Here is an 18,377-nt window from a genome sequence, read left to right as displayed (position 1 = left end):
GTGAACAAGCGGCTCAGCGCGACGCCATCAGCCGGGGCAGGTAGGTGACCAGATCGGGGAAGGCCGCGCAGATGAGCAGGCCGACGAACTGCAGCCCGAAGAACGGCAAGATGCCCCAGTACACGGCGTTCATTCCAATGTGGCTGGGCAGCGTCCCCTTGATGTAGAACAGCGTGTAGCCGAACGGCGGGCTGATGTAGCCCATCTGGATGGTGATGGCGTACAGCACGCCAAACCACAGCTCGTCAAAGCCCAGCAGCCGCACGATGGGCAGGAACACCGGGACCGTGAGCAGGATGATTCCCAGCTCGTCCAGCACCGTGCCCAGGAACACCAGCAACAGCATCATGGCCGCCAGGATGAGCCAGCGGTTCACGTCCAGCCCCTGGATGAACTGCAGCAAAGTGTCCGCCCCGCCCAGGCCGGTGAAGATGGCCACATAGGCCTTGGCGCCCAGCGTGATCCACAGGATCATCGCCGTGGCTTTCAGTGCATCGGTCGCTGCGCCGCGCAGCATGCCGCGCTCCCACCGGCGCTTGATAAGGCTGGGCAGCAGCGCTCCGGCCACGCCTACCGCCGCAGACTCGGTCGGTGTCGCGATGCCGAAGAAGATCGAGCCCAGGATCATCACGATCAGCATGGCGGGTATCACCAGGGCCTTCAGTGCCACCAGCTTTTCGCGCAGCGGTGCCTTGCGGGTGCTGGGGTCCAGGGGCACCCACTCGGGCTTCACCCAGCCCACTACGATGATGTAGGCGATGTACAGCGTGGCCAGGATGAGGCCCGGCACGATGCCTGCAATCAGCATCTGGCCGATGGATATCTGGGCCGTGACGGCGTACACGATGGTCAGCACCGATGGTGGGATCAGGATACCCAGCGTGCCCGACGCGCAGATCGTGCCTAGCGCCAGCTCGGGCTTGTAGCCGCGCCGCAGCATCTCTGGCAGGGCGAGGATGCCCATGGCCGTCACGGCCGCACCCACCACGCCGGTCATGGCCGCCATCACCACGCAGATGATGACGGTGCCGATGGCGAGGCCGCCTTTGAGACGCCCAAACCACAGCTCCATCGCGCGGTACAGGTCTTCGATGACACCCGAGCGCTGCAGGATGCAGGCCATCAGGATGAACAGCGGGATCGCGAGCAGTGCCTCGGACTTCATCGTGTCGAAGATCTGCAGCACCAGCACGATGACCGCGTTGGGCTCCCACAGCGTCACAGTGAACAGCAGCGACAGGCCGCCCAGCACGAAGGCAATGGGCAGACCGGTGAGCATGAACAGCGTGAGGCTGCCGAACATCAGCACCAGAATCATGTTGGAGGTCATGGGTGGGCCTCCGCGGGGGACGCGTCAACGGTTGCTTCGCCAAACAGCGTGCGAAAGAACTCCACCACGGCCTGCAGGAGCATCAGCGCCAGGGCCAGCGGCACGGCGGCCTTCACCGGCCAGATAGGTGGGTTCCAGGCTGAAAAGCTGGTCTCGCGGTAGGTGAAGGCGCTGTAGGCTGCGGGTGCGCTGAAGTACAGCAGGATGGCGCAGAACAGCACGATGATGGGAAAGTTCACCAGGTCCAGCCGCCGCTGCCATGCGGGGCTCAGGCGCTGGCGCGCCACGTCGAGCGCCACATGGCCCTTGAGGTGCAGTAGGTACGGCCCGCCCAGCAGAAAGTACGGGCCGAACAGCAGCACGGCCAGCTCCATGCCCCACACCGTGGGCGCATTGAACACATAGCGTGCAATGACTTCATAAAGCATGACGGGGACCACGATGGCCATCAACCACACCGTGGCCTGGAAGATCCAGCGGTTGAGCGTGGTGATGGCAGACGTGGAGACAGAGAGCCATGACGGCATGGGTGACTCCTTGGGACAATGGCAGGTGCGCCGGGCGCCCATGGCGGGCACCCGGGGCTAGGGCTTTCCAGCGCTGTTTAGGCCAGCAGGCCCAGCTCTTTCATGAAGGCCACCTGGCTGTCCAGGATCTTGGTGGCGAGGGCGTCGCCCTTGGTGGCGGTGCGCCACGCGGCCATGGCCTTGGGCCGTGCAGCTGCGATGTCGGCTGCGCTGAATCGGATGATCTCGCAGCCCTTGGCCTGGTACTTGGCCAGCACCGCAGCGTCGCTCACCAGGATGTGCTGGCGCAGCGCCGCCGAAATCTCGCGAGCGGCCACCGCCAAGGCCGCCTTGAACTCGGCGGGCAGCTTGTCGTGTGCGGCGCGGTTGGCCACGTAGCTGGTGGCGGTGGTGGGCTGGTGAAAGCCCGGCACCACTACAAACTTGGCCACCTCGGCCAGGCCTGCCTCAAAGTTCGCCGTCAGGTCGCCCCGGTCGGCCATGTCGATCACGCCCTTGTCCAGCGCCGAATACACCTCGCCCGTGGGCAGTGGCGTCACTGACACGCCCATGGCGCCCATCACGGCCGAGGCCAAGCCCACAAAGCGCCCCTTCTTGCCCGTCAGGTCGGCGATCTTGCGGATTGGCACCTTGGAGTGCAGCGGCTCCTGGCCGTACACCGTGGGCGCGATGTAGTGCAGGCCTGCGGGCGCGTACGCCTGGCGCACCAGGTCCAGCCCGCCACGCTCGTAGAACCAGGCTTCGTATTCGTCGCTTTCGGCAAAGCCGAAGGGGATGGTGCTGGTGAACGCAAACGCCGGGATCTTGCCAGCCTCGTAGCCGTCGAAGGTTTTCATCAGCTCAAACGCGCCGCCGCGCACGGCATCAAACGCTTGCGCGGCGGGCACGATCTGGCCGGCCGCAAACAGGTTGATCTTGAAGCGGCCACCGGTCAACTCTGCCACGCGGGCCACAAAACGCTCTTCAAACTTTTGCGGCGTGGTGCCGCCGTCCCACAGCGCCTGCATGCGCCAGGTGACGGTGGCCTGCGCGTGGCTGGCCAGGGGCGCCGCTGCGCCCACGGCAGCGGCTGCAGCCAGGGTGGATTTGAGGATGTTGCGTCGTTGGACGGCTTTGTCTGCCATGTCTTGTCTCCGGTTGGTTTGGAATGTGTGCCCCATCGCCGTGGGGTTGCTGCCTCGGCCCAATGCGCAGTCTGGGCTGCGGGCGAGTTCGAAAAGTATATGGACAATGCAGCCGGTGGTTGGATACAGTTTGGGCACAGATCAGAAAACTGTACCCATCAATTCAGGGGTACAGATAAGGAGACAGACCCCATGCCTCACCCCGAAGAAGACGCATCGCCCGACAGCAAGGTCGAAGCACTGGCGCGCCGCATTGCGCAGTCCATCGAACAAGGCAGCGTGCTACCCGGCACCCGCCTGCGGTCCATCCGCGATGCAGCCGCCAAGGACGGTGTGGGCCGCAACACGGTGGTGGAGGCGTACAACCGCCTGGCCGCGCGCGGCTATGTGGAAGCGCGGCCCGGTTCGGGCTATTACGTGCGCAAGCCCAGCAGCGGCGTGCATGCCCAGGCCCCCGCGCCACACGTGACCGAAGCGGTGGACGTGGTGTCGCTGCTGCGTGAGCAACTGGAGCAGCACTACGAGGTGCGTGTGGGCGATGGCCGCCCGCCCGCGTCGTGGATGGAGGGGTCCGAGCTGGGCAGCTCGCTGCGCCGCGCGCGCTCGCAAGGGTTGACGGACATCGAGCATGGCTACGGCACTCCCTGGGGCTACCTGCCACTGCGCGAGACCATTGCGCGCATGCTGGGCGAGCGTACCATCCCGGTCAATCCGCGCCAGGTGCTGCTGACCCAGGGCGCCAACCACGCGCTGGACCTCATCGTGCGGCACCTGCTGGACGCGGGCGATGAGGTGCTGGTGGATTCACCCGGCTACTACCCGCTGTTTGGCAAGCTCAAGCTCGCCAAGGTGGAGATGCTGGGCGTGCCCCGGCTGGCCGATGGCCCCGACCTGGATGCGCTGCAGGCGCTGCTGGAAAAGCACCGGCCCAAGGTGTTCTTCACGCAGTCGCTGGCGCACAACCCCACAGGCGGGTCGATCAGCCTGCCCAAGGCCCACCGCCTGTTGCAGATGGCTGCGGCCCACGGGTTTCTGGTGGTGGAGGATGACCCATTTGCCGACCTGCAGCCGCCCAACGCCCCGCGCCTGGCAGCGCTGGACCAGCTGGAGCGCGTGATCTACGTGAGCAGCTTTTCCAAAACGCTGTCGGCCGGTCTGCGCGTGGGCTACATCGCAGGGGCGGCGCACCGCATCAATGCGCTGTGTGACCTGAAGATGGTGACGGTGGTGTCCACGTCCGATTTTGTAGAGCGCGTGGTGCACCAGCTGATCTCTGCGGGCCAGTACCGGCGCCATCTGAGCCGTCTCAAGGCCCGGCTGGACAGTGCGTTGGGCCCTGCGCAAAAAGCATTGGCACGCCTGGGCCTCACCGTGCACCCCAGCCCGCCGGGCGGCTATTACCTGTGGGTGGAGTTGCCGCATGGCATCACCGAGCTGGGCCTGGCCCGCAGTGCGGCAGAGCGGGGCATTTTTCTGGCGCCGGGCGCCGTGTTCTTTCCGCAGCGGCAGGGCCAGCAGCAGCCTTTGCAGGCCATGCGCGTGAACGTGGCTTATGCCAATGACGCGCGGTTCTTGCGGTTTCTGCAGGCCGCACTGAAGGCGGCGGGTTGAGGGCTTGTCGCGCCCAGGTTAGAGGTCCGTGCGCAGCTTCCAGATCTCGGGGAACAGCACCACGTCGAGCATCTTGCGCAGGTAGCTCACCCCGCCCGTGCCGCCCGTGCCGCGCTTGAAGCCGATCACGCGCTCCACCGTGGTCACGTGGCGAAAGCGCCACAGGCGGAAGGCGTCTTCCAGGTCAGTCAGCTCTTCGCCCAACTGGTACAGGTCCCAATGTTCTTTGGGGTTGCGGTACACCACCAGCCAGGCCTGCTCCACCGCCTCGCTTTCGGCGTAGGGCAGCGTCCAGTCCCGGTCGGTGTGGCTGGCGGGCACGGGGATGCCACGGCGCGCCAGCAGGCGCAGGGCTTCGTCGTACAGCGACGGTGCTTCGTACGCCGCCTGCACCTGCGCCAGCAGGTCGGCGCGGTGCTCGTGCGGCTTGAGCATGGCGCGGTTCTTATTACCCAGGGCAAATTCAATGCTGCGGTATTGATAACTTTGAAACCCGCTGGACTGCCCCAGGTAGGGCCGCATGGCGGTGTATTCGGGCGGCGTCATGGTGGCCAGCACATCCCAGGCGTGCACCAGCTGTTCCATGATCTTGCTCACACGTGCCAGCATCTTGAACGCCATCTGCAACTCGTCGTTGGCGATGTGCGCAATGGCGGCGCGCAGCTCGTGCAGCATCAGCTTCATCCACAGCTCGCTCGTCTGGTGCTGCACGATGAACAGCATCTCGTCGTGTGCGGGCGACAGCGGCTTTTGTGCGGTGAGGATGGCGTCGAGCTGCAGGTAGTCGCCATAGCTCATGCTCTTGCTGAAGTCGAGCTGGGCGCGCTCTTCGTGCACGATGGATTCGGGCAGGGCGGCAGATGCCGGGTTGTTGCCATCGGCAGGGGTTTGCGAGAAAGGGCACATGGTGGTTTGCCTTTCCGATCAGGTGACGGCGTGTGTCTGGTTGAACTCGGCCTTTTGCCACTCGCCGCTCTCCAGCACCTGGCGCAGGTGCTCCACGGCGTTCCACACATCCTCAAAGCCCAGGTACAGCGGCGTGAAGCCAAACCGCAGGATGTCCTTGTGGCGGCCCGTGCCGCCATCGCCCTTGCGGAAGTCGCCAATCACGCCGCGCGCAATCAGCGCCTGCACGATGGCATAGGCACCGCTGCCCTGGCCGCCCACGCCCGCGCCTTCGTCGCGCGTCAGGCACACCTGCGAGCCGCGCTGTGCATGGTCACGCGGTGTGGCCAGGCCCAGGCCGTGGCCTGCGCAGCGCTCTTCCACCAGCTGGATGAACAGGTCAGTGAGCGCCAGCGACTTGGCGCGCAGCGCGGCCATGCCGCCCAGGCTTTGTGCGGCGGTGAACACATCCAGCCCGCATTGCAGGGCCGACAAGCTGATGATGGGCTGCGTGCCACACAGGTAGCGCGTGATGCCCGGGGCGGGCTGGTAGTCGGGCGTGAAAGCAAACGGTGCGGCGTGGCCCCACCAGCCGGACAGCGGTTGCCAGAAGCGGCTGGCATGGCGCGGGTGCACCCACACAAACGCCGGGGCGCCGGGGCCGCCGTTCAAATACTTGTAGCCGCAGCCAATCGAGAAATCTGCGCCTGCGCCGTTCAGATCGACCGGCACCGCGCCCGCGCTGTGCGCCAGGTCCCACACGCACAAAATGCCCTGGGCGTGCGCGGCGGCGGTGATGGCGGCCATGTCGTGCATGGCGCCGGTGCGGTAGTTCACGTGCGTGAGCATCAGTACAGCCACGTCGTTGGTGAGTGCTGCGGTGATCTCTTCGGGCTCCACCAGCACCAGCTCCAGGCCGCGCTCCTTGCACAGGCCTTCGGCAATGTAGAGGTCGGTGGGGAAGTTGCTGCGCTCGCTCACGATGCGCTTGCGCGCGGGGCTGTCTTCGCGCGCAATGTTCAGCGCCGCGCTCAGCACCTTGTAGAGGTTGATGGAGGTGCTGTCGGTGCACACCACTTCATCCTTGCCCGCGCCAATCAGCGGGGCGAGCTGGTTGCCCAGGCGCTGGGGCAGGTCGAACCAGCTCGCGGTGTTCCACGATTTGATGAGGTCGGTGCCCCATTCGCGGGTGACCACATCGGCCACGCGCGCGGCGGCGGCCTTGGGGGCCACGCCCAGTGAATTGCCATCCAGGTAGATCACGCCCGGGGGCAGGGCGAAGTGGCTGCGCAGCGGCGCGAGGGGGTCTTGCGCGTCGAGCGCGCGGCAGTCTTGCAAGGTGGTGGTCATGGTGTTCAGAGTGGTTTGCTTCTGTTTTGATAGCTGCTAGCGCTTGATGGACGAGCGGTAGAGGCCAAAAAAGCTTGAGATTTTTGGGCTACAGCGCCCGCAGCACGGCGCGCACGGGCGATGCGTCGGCCGTGGTCAGCTTGAGCGGCAGGGCAATGAGTTCGTAGTCGCCCTCGGGCACGGCGTCGAGCACCAGGTTTTCAAGCACGCGCAGGCCCCGGCGGCGGATGACCTGGTGGCTCTCCAGTGTCTTGCTGTCGGCCGGGTCGATGCTGGCGGTGTCGATGCCTACCAGCAGCACGCCCAGGTCGGCCAGGCGTTCGATGGTGCCGGGCGCATAGGCGGCCAGCTGGGCATCCCAGCGGTCCACAGGCATGTGTTCGTAGGTGCGCACCAGCACGCGCTGCGGCAGGGTGCCATCCACCGCGTGGGCGATGTGCTCCCAGGTGATGAGCGGGCCGCAGCCGATAGCGTGGACCACGCGGCAGGGGCCCAGAAAGGCGTCGAGCGACACGTCACCGATGGTGGCGCCCTGTGCGTCGTAATGCAGCGGTGCGTCGGCGTGGGCGCCCACGTGGGGCGACATCGTGATCGCGCTCACGTTGACCGGGCAGCCGGGGCCGATGGTGGCGCACCACTGCTGGCTGTAGGCCGTGTCGCCGGGGAACACGGGGCTGCCCGCAAACACGGGCGGCGAGATGTCCCAAAGTCGGCAGGCGGTGGGGGAGGAGGGCGTTGGCATGGGACAAAGTTTGCATGTCCCGAAAAACCCGTGGTGTCGGTTATTTCCAACACCTGGTCGATTTTTTGTTGAAGCCTAAACTACTTTGATGCGGCAGTAGCCCGGCTGCTGGAGGGTGTCACTTCAGAAGCCGGTGCCTTCCGCCAGCGGCGCCAGCCCGTGCCGCGCACGCGCCTTGTGGCAGGCGTAGTCGCCCGCCGAGAACTCGCGGCAGGGCGCCGGGCGCAGTTCGTAGATGCTGCAGGCCACCTGCTGGCCCACCTGGCCGGTCAGCGCGGCGCAGCGGATGGGCACTTGCTCCGTGCCCCGCATGCGGCAGGTGCTGCCGTTCACATCCAGGGCCAGACCGTCGGGCACCGTGCCGCCCATTGCCTGCATCTCGTACACGGCAAAGTCCACACGAAAGCTGGCGCAGCAGGCGCCGCAGCTCAGGCACGGGTGGGTGGAATCGGCGGTGGTCATCGTGGTCGCGTCGTCGGACATGCGGGGCGGGCGGTGGGCCTACGGCGGGGCCGTCAGGCGCTGTGCGGGAGGGGAATGCTAACGAAAAAGCCCACGCCCCGGCCGTTCAGGCCCGCACCGATCTGCACCTGCCCGCCCATGCGCAGCACCGCCTGCCGCACGATGGCCAGGCCCAGGCCCGAGCCGTTGGCGGCATGGCCCAGGCCCCGGTAGAAGCGCTCGAACACATGCGATTGCTCGGTGGCCGCGATGCCCGGCCCGTCGTCCTGCACCGACAGGTGCAGCGCCGTGCCCTCGCGCCACAGTGCCACCGCCACGTTGCCGCCGTCAGGCGTGTAGCGCACCGCGTTGTCGATGAGGTTGTGGGCGATGGATTCGAGCGCAGGCTGGTCTAGCCGGGCGGGCAAGGTGTCGGGCGCGTCCAGCGACAGCTCGATCTGCCGCTCCATCGCCTGCGGCGCGGCCTGCGCCAGCGCGCCACGCAGCCATTGCGCCACGTCCAGGTCACGCGGTGCGGGGCGCTGTGCGTCGTCCAGCGCGGCCAGGTCGAGCAGTTGTTGTGCCAGGTGCGAGGTGCGGGCGATGGCCTGCTCCAGGTGCGCCTGGGCCTGCATGCGTTCCTCTTCGATGGGCGAGCGGGCCATCACGTGGGCCTGGGCAGTGATAACGGCCAGCGGCGTGCGGATCTCGTGCGCAGCGTCCTGCACAAAGGCGCGCTCGCGCTCCACCTTCTGGCGCAACTGGGCGAAGAGGTGGTCCAGCGACTGCTCCAGGGGCTTGAGTTCGCGGTGGCGGGCGTTGAAGCCCACGGGCTGCAGGTCGTCCTTGCCGCGCTGGGCAATCAGGCGTGCTAGTCGCTGCAAGGGGCGCAGGCCGTTGCGCACCGAGAGCCAGACGGGAAGCAGTACGAACGGCATGGCCAGTAGCAGATAGGGAAGGATGAATCGGCCGTTGTAGGCCAGAAACGCGGAATCCGTACGTTTGGGCTCAAACACCTGCAAGGCCCACCGGGCGTTGCGGCCCGTGTAGATTCGATAAACGCTGCCGCCCGTGCTTGTTTCAATGATCACGCCGACTGCTGTGGGTTGCGCGGAAGGCAATGTCAGGTCCTTTAGCTCAGGCGAGGTATACACCGGCTGCCCTGCCGTATCGCTGAGTGCATGCAACGTCTTGCCAGGAAAAACACCGCCTTGCCTGCGCCGTATGTACGTCCATGCTTCGGTCGATGCGATAGCTGCGGCCGCTTGCCCGGGGTCTGCAATGTTTTGTAGCGATACGAGCAGCGCATCGCCATACTTTTGAAGCCCTGGGTCATTGGCAATCGCATGCTTGTAGGTGACGAAGATGTAGGCCAGCAGAACCGCCCACACCAGCACAAAGGCCAGCAGCACCGACACCACACTACGGCGCACCAGCGTGGGCTCGGTCAGCTTGGCCCAGGTAGTTTGCAGATGGCGTGAAAGAGAGAAGGGACGTGTCATGGCTGCAGCAAGTAGCCCACGCCGCGCACCGTGCGGATCAGCTCCGCCCCGATCTTGCGCCGCAGGTTGGACACATGCACTTCGATGGCGCCAAAGTCCACGGGCTCGCCCAGCGGGTCCAGCCGCTGCGACAGCACGCTTTTGGACACCACCACCCCCGGCTCGCGCGCCAGCTCCAGCAGCAGCTGGAACTCGCGCGGTGACACATCCAGCACTGAGCCGTTGCGCTGCACTGCGTGGCGGCGGGGCTCGATCACCAGCTCGCCCAGCACCCAGCGCTCGCTGGCCTGGCGGGCGCTGCGGCGCAGCACGGCGCGGATGCGCGAGAGCAGTTCGGCCGTAGCAAAAGGCTTGACCACGAAATCATCGGCCCCGCCATCCAGCCCGGCCAGCCGGTCTTCCACGGCCGAGCGCGCGGTGATCACGATGATGGGCACCTGCTCGCCCTGCGCCCGCCAGCGTGCCAGCAGGCCGAAGCCGCTGCCGTCGGGCAGCGTCAGGTCCAGCAGCACGCAGTCGATGGTGGTGGCGTCGACAGTGGCCGGGGCATCCACCGTGCGGCGCAGCCATTCGCTGGTCAGGCCCTCCACCTTCAGCGCGGACTGCAGCGCGCGGCCCAGGTCCAGATCGTCTTCGATGAGCAGAATGTGCATGGGGTGCGATTGTGGCGGGTGCAAAGCCTGCGGGGCGTTGTCTGAAGCGGTGTCTTTGGCTGGCGTTAAGGCTGTGGTTTGCACAATGTCAGCGGGCGCAGCCCAACGTGACTCGCGCACCGACGTTTGAGGGAGAAGAAGAATGAATGGAAGAAGCTGGGGAGGATGCTCTTGTGGGTGATGACAAATCGATGACGAATGTATCGGCCCCTTCAGGGCTGGTGCTGCGGCCGTTTCGCGGCCCGTCGGACTTCCCGGCCATGGCCGAGGTGGCCAATGCCAGCTTTGATGCCGACGGGGTGCTCGCACGCCGCGCGCCCGAAGACCTGGCACGCGACTACGCCGCCTTCACCAACTGTGATCCGTATCACGACGCAATCATGGCCGAGCTGGATGGCGAGCTGGTGGGCTATGGCCGGTGCTGGCGGTTTACCCAGGCCGACGGGTTGACGCTGCACGCGCAAATCGGTTTTGTGCCCGGGCGTTGGCGCGGGCGCGGCATTGGCCGTGTGCTGCAAGGTTGGATTGAGCGGCGGCACCACACCGTGGCAGCGCAGCAGCCGGGCGGCCCGCACGTGCACCATGCCTATGTGCAGCAAGGCGAGGAAGCGCGCGCGAAGCTGCTGCAGGCCAGAGGCTATGCGCCAATGCGGTACTTCTTCGAAATGCTGAATACCGAACTGCATGCTGCGCCGGACTTTCCCCTGCCGCAAGGGCTGGAGTTGCGGCCGGTGTTGCCCGAGCACTACCGCGCCATTTGGGACGCTCACCACACTGCATTTGAAGACCATTGGGGAATGGTGCCGCCCTTGCCACGCGACTACGACACCTGGCTGGAGAGCAAGATTTTTCGGCCCGCGCGCTGGCAGGTGGCGTGGGAGGGCAATGAGGTCGCAGGCCAAGTCCGCACGTATATCAACGAGGATGAGAACCGCCATCTGTCACGGCGCCGGGGCTACACCGAGTTCATCAGCGTGGGGCGCAAGTGGCGCAGACGCGGTCTTGCAAGGGCATTGATCGCCCGCAGCCTCCGCCTGTTGGCCGACGAAGGGATGGCCGGGTCGGCGCTGGCGGTGGACGGTGAGAACCTGACGGGCGCTAATCGTGTGTATGCGGACTGCGGCTTTCAGGTGGTCAAGCGCAACACGATTTACCGCAAGCCGTTGGAGGTGCCCAAGCTGTAGTCGCGGCGTGCGTTGGCTCCGGAATCACCTGTCGCGTGGATGCTGCAGTTCAGCGACACCCAGGGGCACAGGCATAGGTCTTAGGCTGCGCTTAAGCCTTGCCCTCGGACAATCTGGCGCAGAGAGGGCATCTATGAAGCAAACAATAAACAACAGCCATCGCATTGCCATCTGGGCGACGTGCTTGGCCTCTGCGGCAGGGAGTTCGTCATGGGCGCAGGGTACGCCGGAGGGAACGGGCGGCGCTACGCCATCGCTTGATGGCGTCACGGTCACGGCACGCAGGTCGTTGGAGCAGCGTTTTTTTGCAGCCGGGTCGCTGGTGGTGGTGGACCGCAGCGACATCGAGCAAATGGGCGCGTTCTCGGTGGCCGACGTGCTGCGCCAGCTGCCGGGCGTCCAGGTGACGCCAAGTGCTGACGGCAGCGTGGAGATCCGCATGCGCGGCATGGAGCGCGGTGCCACGCAGTTGCTCATCGACGGCCAGCGCGTGGGCGGCAAGCGCACGCAGTTGCCCATTGACCAGCTGCCGCCCGAGCTGATCGAACGCATCGAGGTGGTGCGCGCGCCAAGCGCAGAGTTCTCGGGCGCCACGGGCGGCACGCTCAACATCGTGTTGCGCCAGGCCACCGTGAAGCGTGAAACTACGCTGCGCCTGACCGACAACCACGTGTGGGGCCGCAATGCGGGGCAGGCGTTTTTCTCGCGCACCGGACCCTTGGGACCAACTTCCACGGGCGCCGACGAGCCTCGCGAAGCGGAGGCCAGCCAGCCCTGGTCGTACTTCGTCGCTGCGTCTGCAACAGGCCTGCTGCTGGGTTCAGACACGCACCGCAGCACGCAGCGTGACGGGGCTGACGTGGCGCAGTCCGACACCAGCGCCCGCTACAAGCGCACCGACTACGCGCTGGTGCCGCGCATCAGCGGGAAGCTGGGGGCGGCAGACCAGGTGACGCTGCGGGCAACCCTCAGCAAGGCTGACTTTGGCGGCACAGCCGACAGCGTGGGCAGTGGCGATGGCACATATGCCCTGAACTCGCAGGAGTCGCACCAGTACGACCGTCGCTATCTGCAAGCAGCCGCCGACTGGACACACCGCTTTGCTGCCAGCAAGCTCGAAACCACGCTGACCGCCAGCCGGGCCAGCGACACCGTGGACCGCAGAGGAGATCTGTTGCGCAACATTGGCGCGGGCGGTGCAGTGGTCACCGACAGCTACAGCTTTGTGGACGACCGGCGCGAGGATGTCTGGAGCCTCAGCAGCAAGCTCACCGGCACGGCCGATGCACTGCTGTGGAGTGCCGGGGCGCAATTTGAAGACCGCAAACTCTTCGTCAGCACCACCGCGAGCGGCGCCCTGCCGGTGAACTCGGGCCTGGACGCTGGCATCCGCCGGTGGGTGGTCTGGGGGCAGAACGAATGGGAGCTGCCGGCCAGCACCACGCTCACGCTGGGCCTGCGCGGCGAGCGTGTGGAGCTGAACGGGGGAAGCTCGGCAGTGGCGGGCAGCAAGCAGTGGAACATCCTCCAGCCATCGCTGCACACCCGCACGCCGTTGTCCGACGACCTGCAGTGGCGTGTGAACCTCGCCCGCGTCACCCAGCTGCCGCGCGTGTGGGACTTGGTGGACCGGGTCATCCCCAGTCAGGGCAGCAACAGCCTGGGCAACCCCGACACCATCGGCAACCCCAACCTGCGCCCGCAGGTAGCCTGGACGCTGGACACCGGCTTCGAGCGGCGCCTGACCAACGGCCACGCAGGCCTGAACCTGTTTGTGCGGCAGATGAGCGATGTGCTGGCGCCCACGCTGCAATTGAACGGATCGCGATGGGTAGAGCAACGTGCGAACGTGGGCGACGCGATGGTTTGGGGCCTGGAAGCGGATGCCCGCACGGGGCTCGCTTGGCTGGGCCTGGGACGCGACTGGACGCTGTCGGCCAACGCGAGCCTGCTGCAATCGCGCATGACCAGCGGGCCCAATGAAGGGCGGCGCATCCCCGGGCAGGCACGCTACGTGGCCACGCTGACCGCTGCCAAACCCATGCCGCGCACCGGCGGCTGGTATGGCGGCGCCACGTTGACCATGACCGGGCGTGCCGACCAGGACATCAACTCCACACTCACCGGCCGAAACCGCGCGAACGCCATGCTGGACTTCTACGTGGGGCAGCTGGTACGCGGACTGGGATATTGGCGGCTGGGCGTGTACAACGTGGGCGACGCGCACTTCCGCCGAGATCGCGTGGATGCTTCGGGCGCGGTGCCTGTGGTCAGCCGCAGCAGCATGCAGTGGACGCCGCGTGCGTACCTGACCGTAGGGACGCAGTTTTGAACTCGCTGCGCAACGGTGGTGTAGCGTCCGTCAGCGCTCTCAGTCAGCCGAGTGAGCGAGAAAGGTCAGCATGAAAACAGGAACGAGGTTTGCAGCAGTTTCTAGCCAACTCTCTGTACTTGTGGTCACAGCGTCGCTGTGCTGCGCCATGGTGGCCGACGCAGTCGCCGCACCGTTTGGCTCTGCAAAGCAGGTTGATCAAGGCGCTGCCACGGCAGAACCGGTTTTCACGCGGGCCCGCTTAGTGTCCGTTCAGCCTGATCGGGACGGCCGACTGCTGGTGCGTTTGAAGCTGCTGCCGCGCTCCAAGATTCCGTTCACCACGCAGACGTTCACGGTGCGCGACAGGGAGCTTCTGGCTGACATTCCCGAGGGGGCGTGGGTTAAGTTCACGGCCCGAAATATCGATGGTGAAAATACGCTGACCAGCATTCACGCAGTGCCGGAATGCAAGCGCTTTCAGTCCTGCGACTGATGTAGCGCTGTCACGCCCGACCCTGGTTTCCGGTACAGCGCGTTACTTTGTCTCCGGGCCGTAGAGCCGCCCTTCGGTCAGCGCCTCCAGCGCATGGCTCAGGTTCGTGCGCGCCTGGGCTTCGTGCCGTTGGTAAAGCAGTTCCTTGCCGTAAATGCGCGGCCGGTCAAGAAACCCCTGCAGCACCGCACTGCGCCCCGCCACATAATGCGGCCAGCGCACAAAAAAGTATTCGCGCCGCACATTGCGTTCGAACTGGCGGTACACCGCGTCGCTCTGGCCGAGGATGGACAGGTCGATGTCGACCACCCACTGTGCATCGCCCGTGAGTGGGCCGGGGGTGTGGCGGGTGTCGAGGATGTGCTGGTGCACGGTTTGCGCCAGCGTGGCGGGTAGGCCCTGGCCCAGGATGAAGCGGCTTGCCCAGTCGGCGCTGCGCTCTTCATTGTGTTTGCTCCACGGCCAGTAAATGGCATCGTGATACCACAGGGCCAGCGCAACAGCTTGGGGGTTGTCGAGTGCGGCGGGTTGCTGATCCTGCACCGCGTGCCAATGCCGCAGGCAGGCCCAGAGGTGGGTGGTGTCGTGGTAGGCGCGCGGCCAGCGCGCCCAACTGAGCACAAGCCGTCGCCCCTCTTTACGCCACGCCGGTGTATCCCGGCCGAGTGCTTGGCCCAGCGATGCCCAGTGTGCCAGCAGTTCAGCGCTGTGGGCGGGCTGGCGACGCCAAGGCATGGAGAGCCAAAAAATCAGGCTATGCGGCCGAGCAGAAGGTACTCCATGAGTGCCTTCTGCACGTGCATCCGGTTCTCTGCCTCATCCCACACCACCGACTGCGGCCCGTCGATCACATCCGCCTCGACTTCCTCGCCCCGGTGCGCAGGCAGGCAGTGCATGAACAGCGCATCAGGCTTGGCGGCGGCCATCATCTCGGCGTCTACGCACCAGTCGGCAAACGCCTTTTTGCGCTCTTCGTTTTCTGCCTCGTAGCCCATGCTGGTCCACACATCGGTAGTGACCAAGTCGGCGCCTTGGCAGGCTTCAAGCGGGTTGCTAAAAAATTGATAGCTGCTTGCACTTGTCCCACCTGCGCCAGCGGCCAATTTCTCATCAATTTCGTAGCCACGGGGTGTGCTCACATGCACCTTGAAGCCCAGCAGCGCAGCCGCCTGCAGCCAGGTATTGGCCATGTTGTTGCCGTCGCCCACCCAGGCCACCGTCTTGCCCTGGATGGAGCCACGGTGCTCGATGTAGGTGAAGATGTCCGCCAGGATCTGGCAGGGGTGGTATTCGTTCGTCAGGCCATTGATGACCGGCACGCGGGAGTTGGCGGCAAAACGCTCGATCTTGGCCTGCTCGTAGGTCCGGATCATCACCAGGTCCACCATGCGGCTGATGACCTTGGCGCTGTCTTCAATCGGCTCGGCGCGGCCCAGCTGGCTGTCGCCGGTGGTCAGGTGCACCACGCTGCCGCCGAGCTGGTACATGCCGGCCTCGAAGCTCACGCGAGTGCGTGTGCTGGCCTTCTCGAAGATCATGGCCAGCGTGCGGTCTACCAGAGGGTGGTGCTTCTCGTAGGCCTTGAACTTCTTCTTGATGAGCGCGGCACGCTCGAACAGGTAGGTGTATTCGTCGGCGGTGAGGTCGTTGAACTGTAGGTAATGTTTCATGGGCTTGTGTCTCGGTGCCGGCCGATTACTCGGCCAGGATAGCTTTGACCAGCGGGGTCAGTTTGGCGACGATTTCGTCGGCCTCGGCGGTGGTCAGGATCAGCGGGGGAACCAAACGGATCACGCTGTCGGCCGTCACCGACAGGAGCAGGCCGGCTTCCGCAGCGCGGCCAATCAGTGCACCGCAGGGCTTGTTCAGTTCAATGCCCAGCATCAGGCCCTGGCCGCGAATTTCCTTCACGCCGGGCAGGCTGCCCAGTTCGCGCTGCAGCGCTGCCCGCAGGTGGTCGCCCACCGTGGCCGCATTTTGCAGCAGGCCTTCTTCTTCCATGATGCGGATGGTCTCGACCCCTGCGCGCATGGCCAGGGGGTTGCCACCAAAGGTGGTGCCGTGGTTGCCGGGCTGCAGTACGTTGGCGGCCTTGGGGCCAGCCACCACTGCGCCAATCGGCACGCCCGAGCCCAGGCCCTTGGCCAGGGGCATCACGTCGGGCACGATGCCTGCCCATTGGTGCGCAAACCACTTGCCGGTGCGGCCCACGCCACACTGCACTTCGTCAATCATCATGAGCCAGCCGCGCTCGTCGCACAGCGTGCGCAGCTGCTGCAGATATTCCACGCGCATCGAATTGATGCCACCTTCGCCCTGGATGGTTTCAAAGAACACGGCCACCACATTGGGGTTGCCTTCGGTAGCCTTTTTGATGGCCTCGATGTCGTTCATGGGCACGCGGATGAAACCTTCGACCAGCGGGCCAAAGCCGCTGTGGATCTTGGGGTTGCCCGTGGCCGACATGGTGGCAATCGACCGGCCGTGGAAGGCCTTCTCGTACACCACGATCTCGGGCTTGGCGATGCCTTTGTCCACGCCGAACTTGCGCGCGATCTTGAGCGCGGCTTCGTTGGCTTCCAGGCCCGAGTTGCAGAAGAACACGTTCTGCATGCCCGACAGCTCCACCAGCTTGGCGGCCAGTTGCTCTTGCAGCGGCACGTGGTAGTAGTTGGAGGTGTGGATCAGCTTGGTGATCTGGTCCTGCAGCGCGGGCACCAGCTTGGCGTGGTTGTGCCCCAGCGTGTTCACGGCGATGCCACCCAGGCCATCGAGGTATTCCTTGCCGTTCACGTCCCAGACTCGGCAGCCTTGCCCACGGGCCAGCGCGATAGGTACGCGGCCATAGGTGTTCATCACGTGGGGCGAAGCTGCCGGGGTGGTAGCGGTCATGCAGAAATCTCCAGACGGTGCGGTGATGGGTTGGCTTGTGGCCTGTATGAAACCCGAAAAAGCGAAGCACGATTCTAGGGGGAGCCCGGTGCATGGCTGTTGAAGATTGCGCATCACTGCAATGCGGGCACTACCTGAGTTTTGGCCCCTATGTGCAGCCCGACGCAGGGTTTAGGGAGTCAGCTCTTATATAAGAGTTAGAATGTCGCGCTGCGGTGCAGCATGCAGTGATCCTGTGTCTGGCGCGCTCACTACCACTCCAATCCCCGATGGTTTCCCCCTCCTCCAAAGAAGTCTTTATTCAGGGCATCACCCACGATGGGAAAACCTTTCGGCCCAGCGACTGGGCCGAGCGGCTGGCCGGGGTGATGAGCAGTTTCCGCCCCGGCGGAGCGCGCCCTGGCAGCCATCTGAGCTACTCGCCCTGGTGCATTCCCACCACGCTCAATGGCGTGAAATGTGTGGTGGTGCACCGCGACCTGCAGGGCCACGAGCCCATGGCCTGGGATTTCGTCATCAATTTCGCGCGCGACAACAATCTGCAGGTGGCTGAAGCCTGCCTGCTGCCCGATCCCCCGTCCTCCAAGCTCTGAGCCGGCTTGTGTCCTGACCGCTTGCGGGCCAGTCTTTGTCGGCCTTTGCGCTGGCTCTCTCACGGATTTCAGCATGGGCTGCCCCAAAGCGGGGCCCTCATGCGTCCGGCTCTGTTGGCTCGGCCCTTCCTTCCCGTCCAGAAACGAAAAAACCGCCCGAAGGCGGTTTAATTCGTTTTTCTTTTGCTGGCAGCGCACCCGTTACAAACGGCGAACGGCACATGCCGTTCGGGCTGTTTGCCTGCCGGGGCAGGCGGAGGGGTTGGTTTAGGCGGCTGCCAGTGCCAGGGCTTTCACCTTGGCAGACAGACGGCTCTTGTCGCGAGCAGCCTTGTTCTTGTGGAAGATGCCCTTGTCAGCCACGGTGTCCACCACGGCTTGCATCTTGGCGAACAGTTCGGTCGCCTTGGTCTTGTCGCCAGCCAGAACAGCCTTTTCGACGTTCTTGACAGCGGTACGGTATTTGGAGCGCAGCGAGGTATTCGCAGCGTTGAGCTTGATGTCCTGACGGACGCGCTTGCGGCCCGACGCCAGGCGCGGGTTCTTTTTCTTGGGTTTAGCGGATGCCATGATTTAGTTCCTTGGGTCTGTGGATGATGCCAGCAAAGCCCGCGATTATAGCCCAAGGCTGTTTGTTCATCGCCATGGTGTTCAAAACCGGCGTAGCGCCATCGCTAGCGTACCCCTGGAACTGGCTCTGCCAGGCCACAGGGTGCGTCCCCCTCTGGGGGAAGGT

18 protein-coding genes are annotated in these 18,377 nt (G+C 65.1%); 5 read left to right on the top strand and 13 right to left on the bottom strand.

Translation table 11 applies throughout. From position 1 onward, the window contains the following. Positions 1-13 precede the first annotated feature (13 nt). The 3 genes from ACQ4MJ_RS14630 to dctP all read right to left on the bottom strand — a co-directional run bounded on the left by ACQ4MJ_RS14630 (position 14) and on the right by dctP (position 2,981). Positions 14-1,330: a TRAP transporter large permease gene (locus tag ACQ4MJ_RS14630; protein WP_431152187.1), complete on the bottom strand. Its 1,317-nt coding sequence runs from the start codon at positions 1,328-1,330 to the stop codon at positions 14-16. Next, positions 1,327-1,857, bottom strand: a complete 531-nt coding sequence (locus ACQ4MJ_RS14625; RefSeq protein ID WP_121507247.1) for a TRAP transporter small permease subunit — start codon at positions 1,855-1,857, stop codon at positions 1,327-1,329. Before ACQ4MJ_RS14625 ends, ACQ4MJ_RS14630 begins: the two co-directional genes overlap by 4 nt. 77 nt (positions 1,858-1,934) lie before the next feature. Then, the gene (gene dctP / locus ACQ4MJ_RS14620) at positions 1,935-2,981 is read right to left on the bottom strand and encodes a TRAP transporter substrate-binding protein DctP (RefSeq protein ID WP_142144121.1); all 1,047 of its coding nucleotides are present in this window, start codon (positions 2,979-2,981) and stop codon (positions 1,935-1,937) included. 192 nt (positions 2,982-3,173) lie between these two features. Here dctP and ACQ4MJ_RS14615 point away from each other — a divergent pair, with 192 nt between their 5' ends. Then, positions 3,174-4,592 carry a PLP-dependent aminotransferase family protein gene (locus ACQ4MJ_RS14615; RefSeq protein ID WP_431152189.1) on the top strand — a complete coding sequence of 473 codons (1,419 nt, stop codon included), beginning with the start codon at positions 3,174-3,176 and terminating at the stop codon, positions 4,590-4,592. A gap of 18 nt (positions 4,593-4,610) precedes the next feature. On the opposite strand, the gene kynA is transcribed toward ACQ4MJ_RS14615, so the two are convergent. From kynA to ACQ4MJ_RS14585, 6 genes are all read right to left on the bottom strand, one after another. Next, entirely contained in the window at positions 4,611-5,498 is an 888-nt protein-coding gene (kynA, locus tag ACQ4MJ_RS14610; protein ID WP_431152190.1) for a tryptophan 2,3-dioxygenase, read from the bottom strand. 18 nt (positions 5,499-5,516) lie between these two features. Next, the gene (gene kynU / locus ACQ4MJ_RS14605; protein ID WP_431152191.1) at positions 5,517-6,827 is read right to left on the bottom strand and encodes a kynureninase; all 1,311 of its coding nucleotides are present in this window, start codon (positions 6,825-6,827) and stop codon (positions 5,517-5,519) included. Between the two features lie 88 nt (positions 6,828-6,915). After that, on the bottom strand, positions 6,916-7,569 hold the full coding sequence (kynB, locus tag ACQ4MJ_RS14600) for an arylformamidase (protein ID WP_431152192.1): 654 nt from the start codon (positions 7,567-7,569) through the stop codon (positions 6,916-6,918). Positions 7,570-7,692: 123 nt separating this feature from the next. After that, positions 7,693-8,052, bottom strand: coding sequence for a YkgJ family cysteine cluster protein (locus ACQ4MJ_RS14595; protein ID WP_431152193.1), 360 nt, complete (start codon positions 8,050-8,052; stop codon positions 7,693-7,695). 32 nt (positions 8,053-8,084) lie between these two features. Beyond that, positions 8,085-9,512: a sensor histidine kinase gene (locus ACQ4MJ_RS14590; RefSeq protein WP_431152194.1), complete on the bottom strand. Its 1,428-nt coding sequence runs from the start codon at positions 9,510-9,512 to the stop codon at positions 8,085-8,087. Then, complete coding sequence (locus ACQ4MJ_RS14585; protein WP_431152195.1) at positions 9,509-10,165, bottom strand: response regulator transcription factor; 657 nt, start codon at positions 10,163-10,165, stop codon at positions 9,509-9,511. Before ACQ4MJ_RS14585 ends, ACQ4MJ_RS14590 begins: the two co-directional genes overlap by 4 nt. Before the next feature lie 191 nt (positions 10,166-10,356). On the opposite strand from ACQ4MJ_RS14585, the gene ACQ4MJ_RS14580 reads away from it, so the two are divergent. From ACQ4MJ_RS14580 to ACQ4MJ_RS14570, 3 genes are all read left to right on the top strand, one after another. After that, complete coding sequence (locus ACQ4MJ_RS14580; protein WP_431173646.1) at positions 10,357-11,349, top strand: GNAT family N-acetyltransferase; 993 nt, start codon at positions 10,357-10,359, stop codon at positions 11,347-11,349. 133 nt (positions 11,350-11,482) lie between these two features. Next, a complete protein-coding gene (locus ACQ4MJ_RS14575) occupies positions 11,483-13,681 on the top strand; it encodes a TonB-dependent receptor plug domain-containing protein (protein WP_431152199.1) in 2,199 nt (732 codons plus the stop codon). Positions 13,682-13,751: 70 nt separating this feature from the next. Further along, positions 13,752-14,156, top strand: a complete 405-nt coding sequence (locus tag ACQ4MJ_RS14570) for a hypothetical protein (protein ID WP_431152200.1) — start codon at positions 13,752-13,754, stop codon at positions 14,154-14,156. Positions 14,157-14,198: 42 nt separating this feature from the next. On the opposite strand, the gene ACQ4MJ_RS14565 is transcribed toward ACQ4MJ_RS14570, so the two are convergent. Genes ACQ4MJ_RS14565 through ACQ4MJ_RS14555 form a run of 3 tightly spaced genes read right to left on the bottom strand, consistent with a single transcriptional unit; the run spans position 14,199 to position 17,048 of the window. Further along, complete coding sequence (locus ACQ4MJ_RS14565) at positions 14,199-14,891, bottom strand: HD domain-containing protein (RefSeq protein WP_431152201.1); 693 nt, start codon at positions 14,889-14,891, stop codon at positions 14,199-14,201. Between the two features lie 14 nt (positions 14,892-14,905). Then, on the bottom strand, positions 14,906-15,826 hold the full coding sequence (argF, locus tag ACQ4MJ_RS14560) for an ornithine carbamoyltransferase (protein WP_121507236.1): 921 nt from the start codon (positions 15,824-15,826) through the stop codon (positions 14,906-14,908). A gap of 25 nt (positions 15,827-15,851) precedes the next feature. Next, positions 15,852-17,048, bottom strand: coding sequence for an aspartate aminotransferase family protein (locus ACQ4MJ_RS14555; RefSeq protein ID WP_431152202.1), 1,197 nt, complete (start codon positions 17,046-17,048; stop codon positions 15,852-15,854). 269 nt (positions 17,049-17,317) lie between these two features. Here ACQ4MJ_RS14555 and ACQ4MJ_RS14550 point away from each other — a divergent pair, with 269 nt between their 5' ends. Then, positions 17,318-17,641 carry a DUF3579 domain-containing protein gene (locus ACQ4MJ_RS14550; RefSeq protein ID WP_121507234.1) on the top strand — a complete coding sequence of 108 codons (324 nt, stop codon included), beginning with the start codon at positions 17,318-17,320 and terminating at the stop codon, positions 17,639-17,641. A gap of 267 nt (positions 17,642-17,908) precedes the next feature. Here the strand turns inward: ACQ4MJ_RS14550 and rpsT are convergent, their stop codons facing one another. Further along, entirely contained in the window at positions 17,909-18,211 is a 303-nt protein-coding gene (gene rpsT, locus ACQ4MJ_RS14545; protein ID WP_008905691.1) for a 30S ribosomal protein S20, read from the bottom strand. Between the last annotated feature and the right edge of the window lie 166 nt (positions 18,212-18,377).

The sequence above is a fragment of the Acidovorax facilis genome (assembly GCF_050626955.1).
In the GTDB taxonomy this organism is placed as follows: Bacteria; Pseudomonadota; Gammaproteobacteria; order Burkholderiales; family Burkholderiaceae_C; genus Acidovorax; species Acidovorax facilis.
This window is presented reverse-complemented; position numbering and strand designations above follow the sequence as displayed.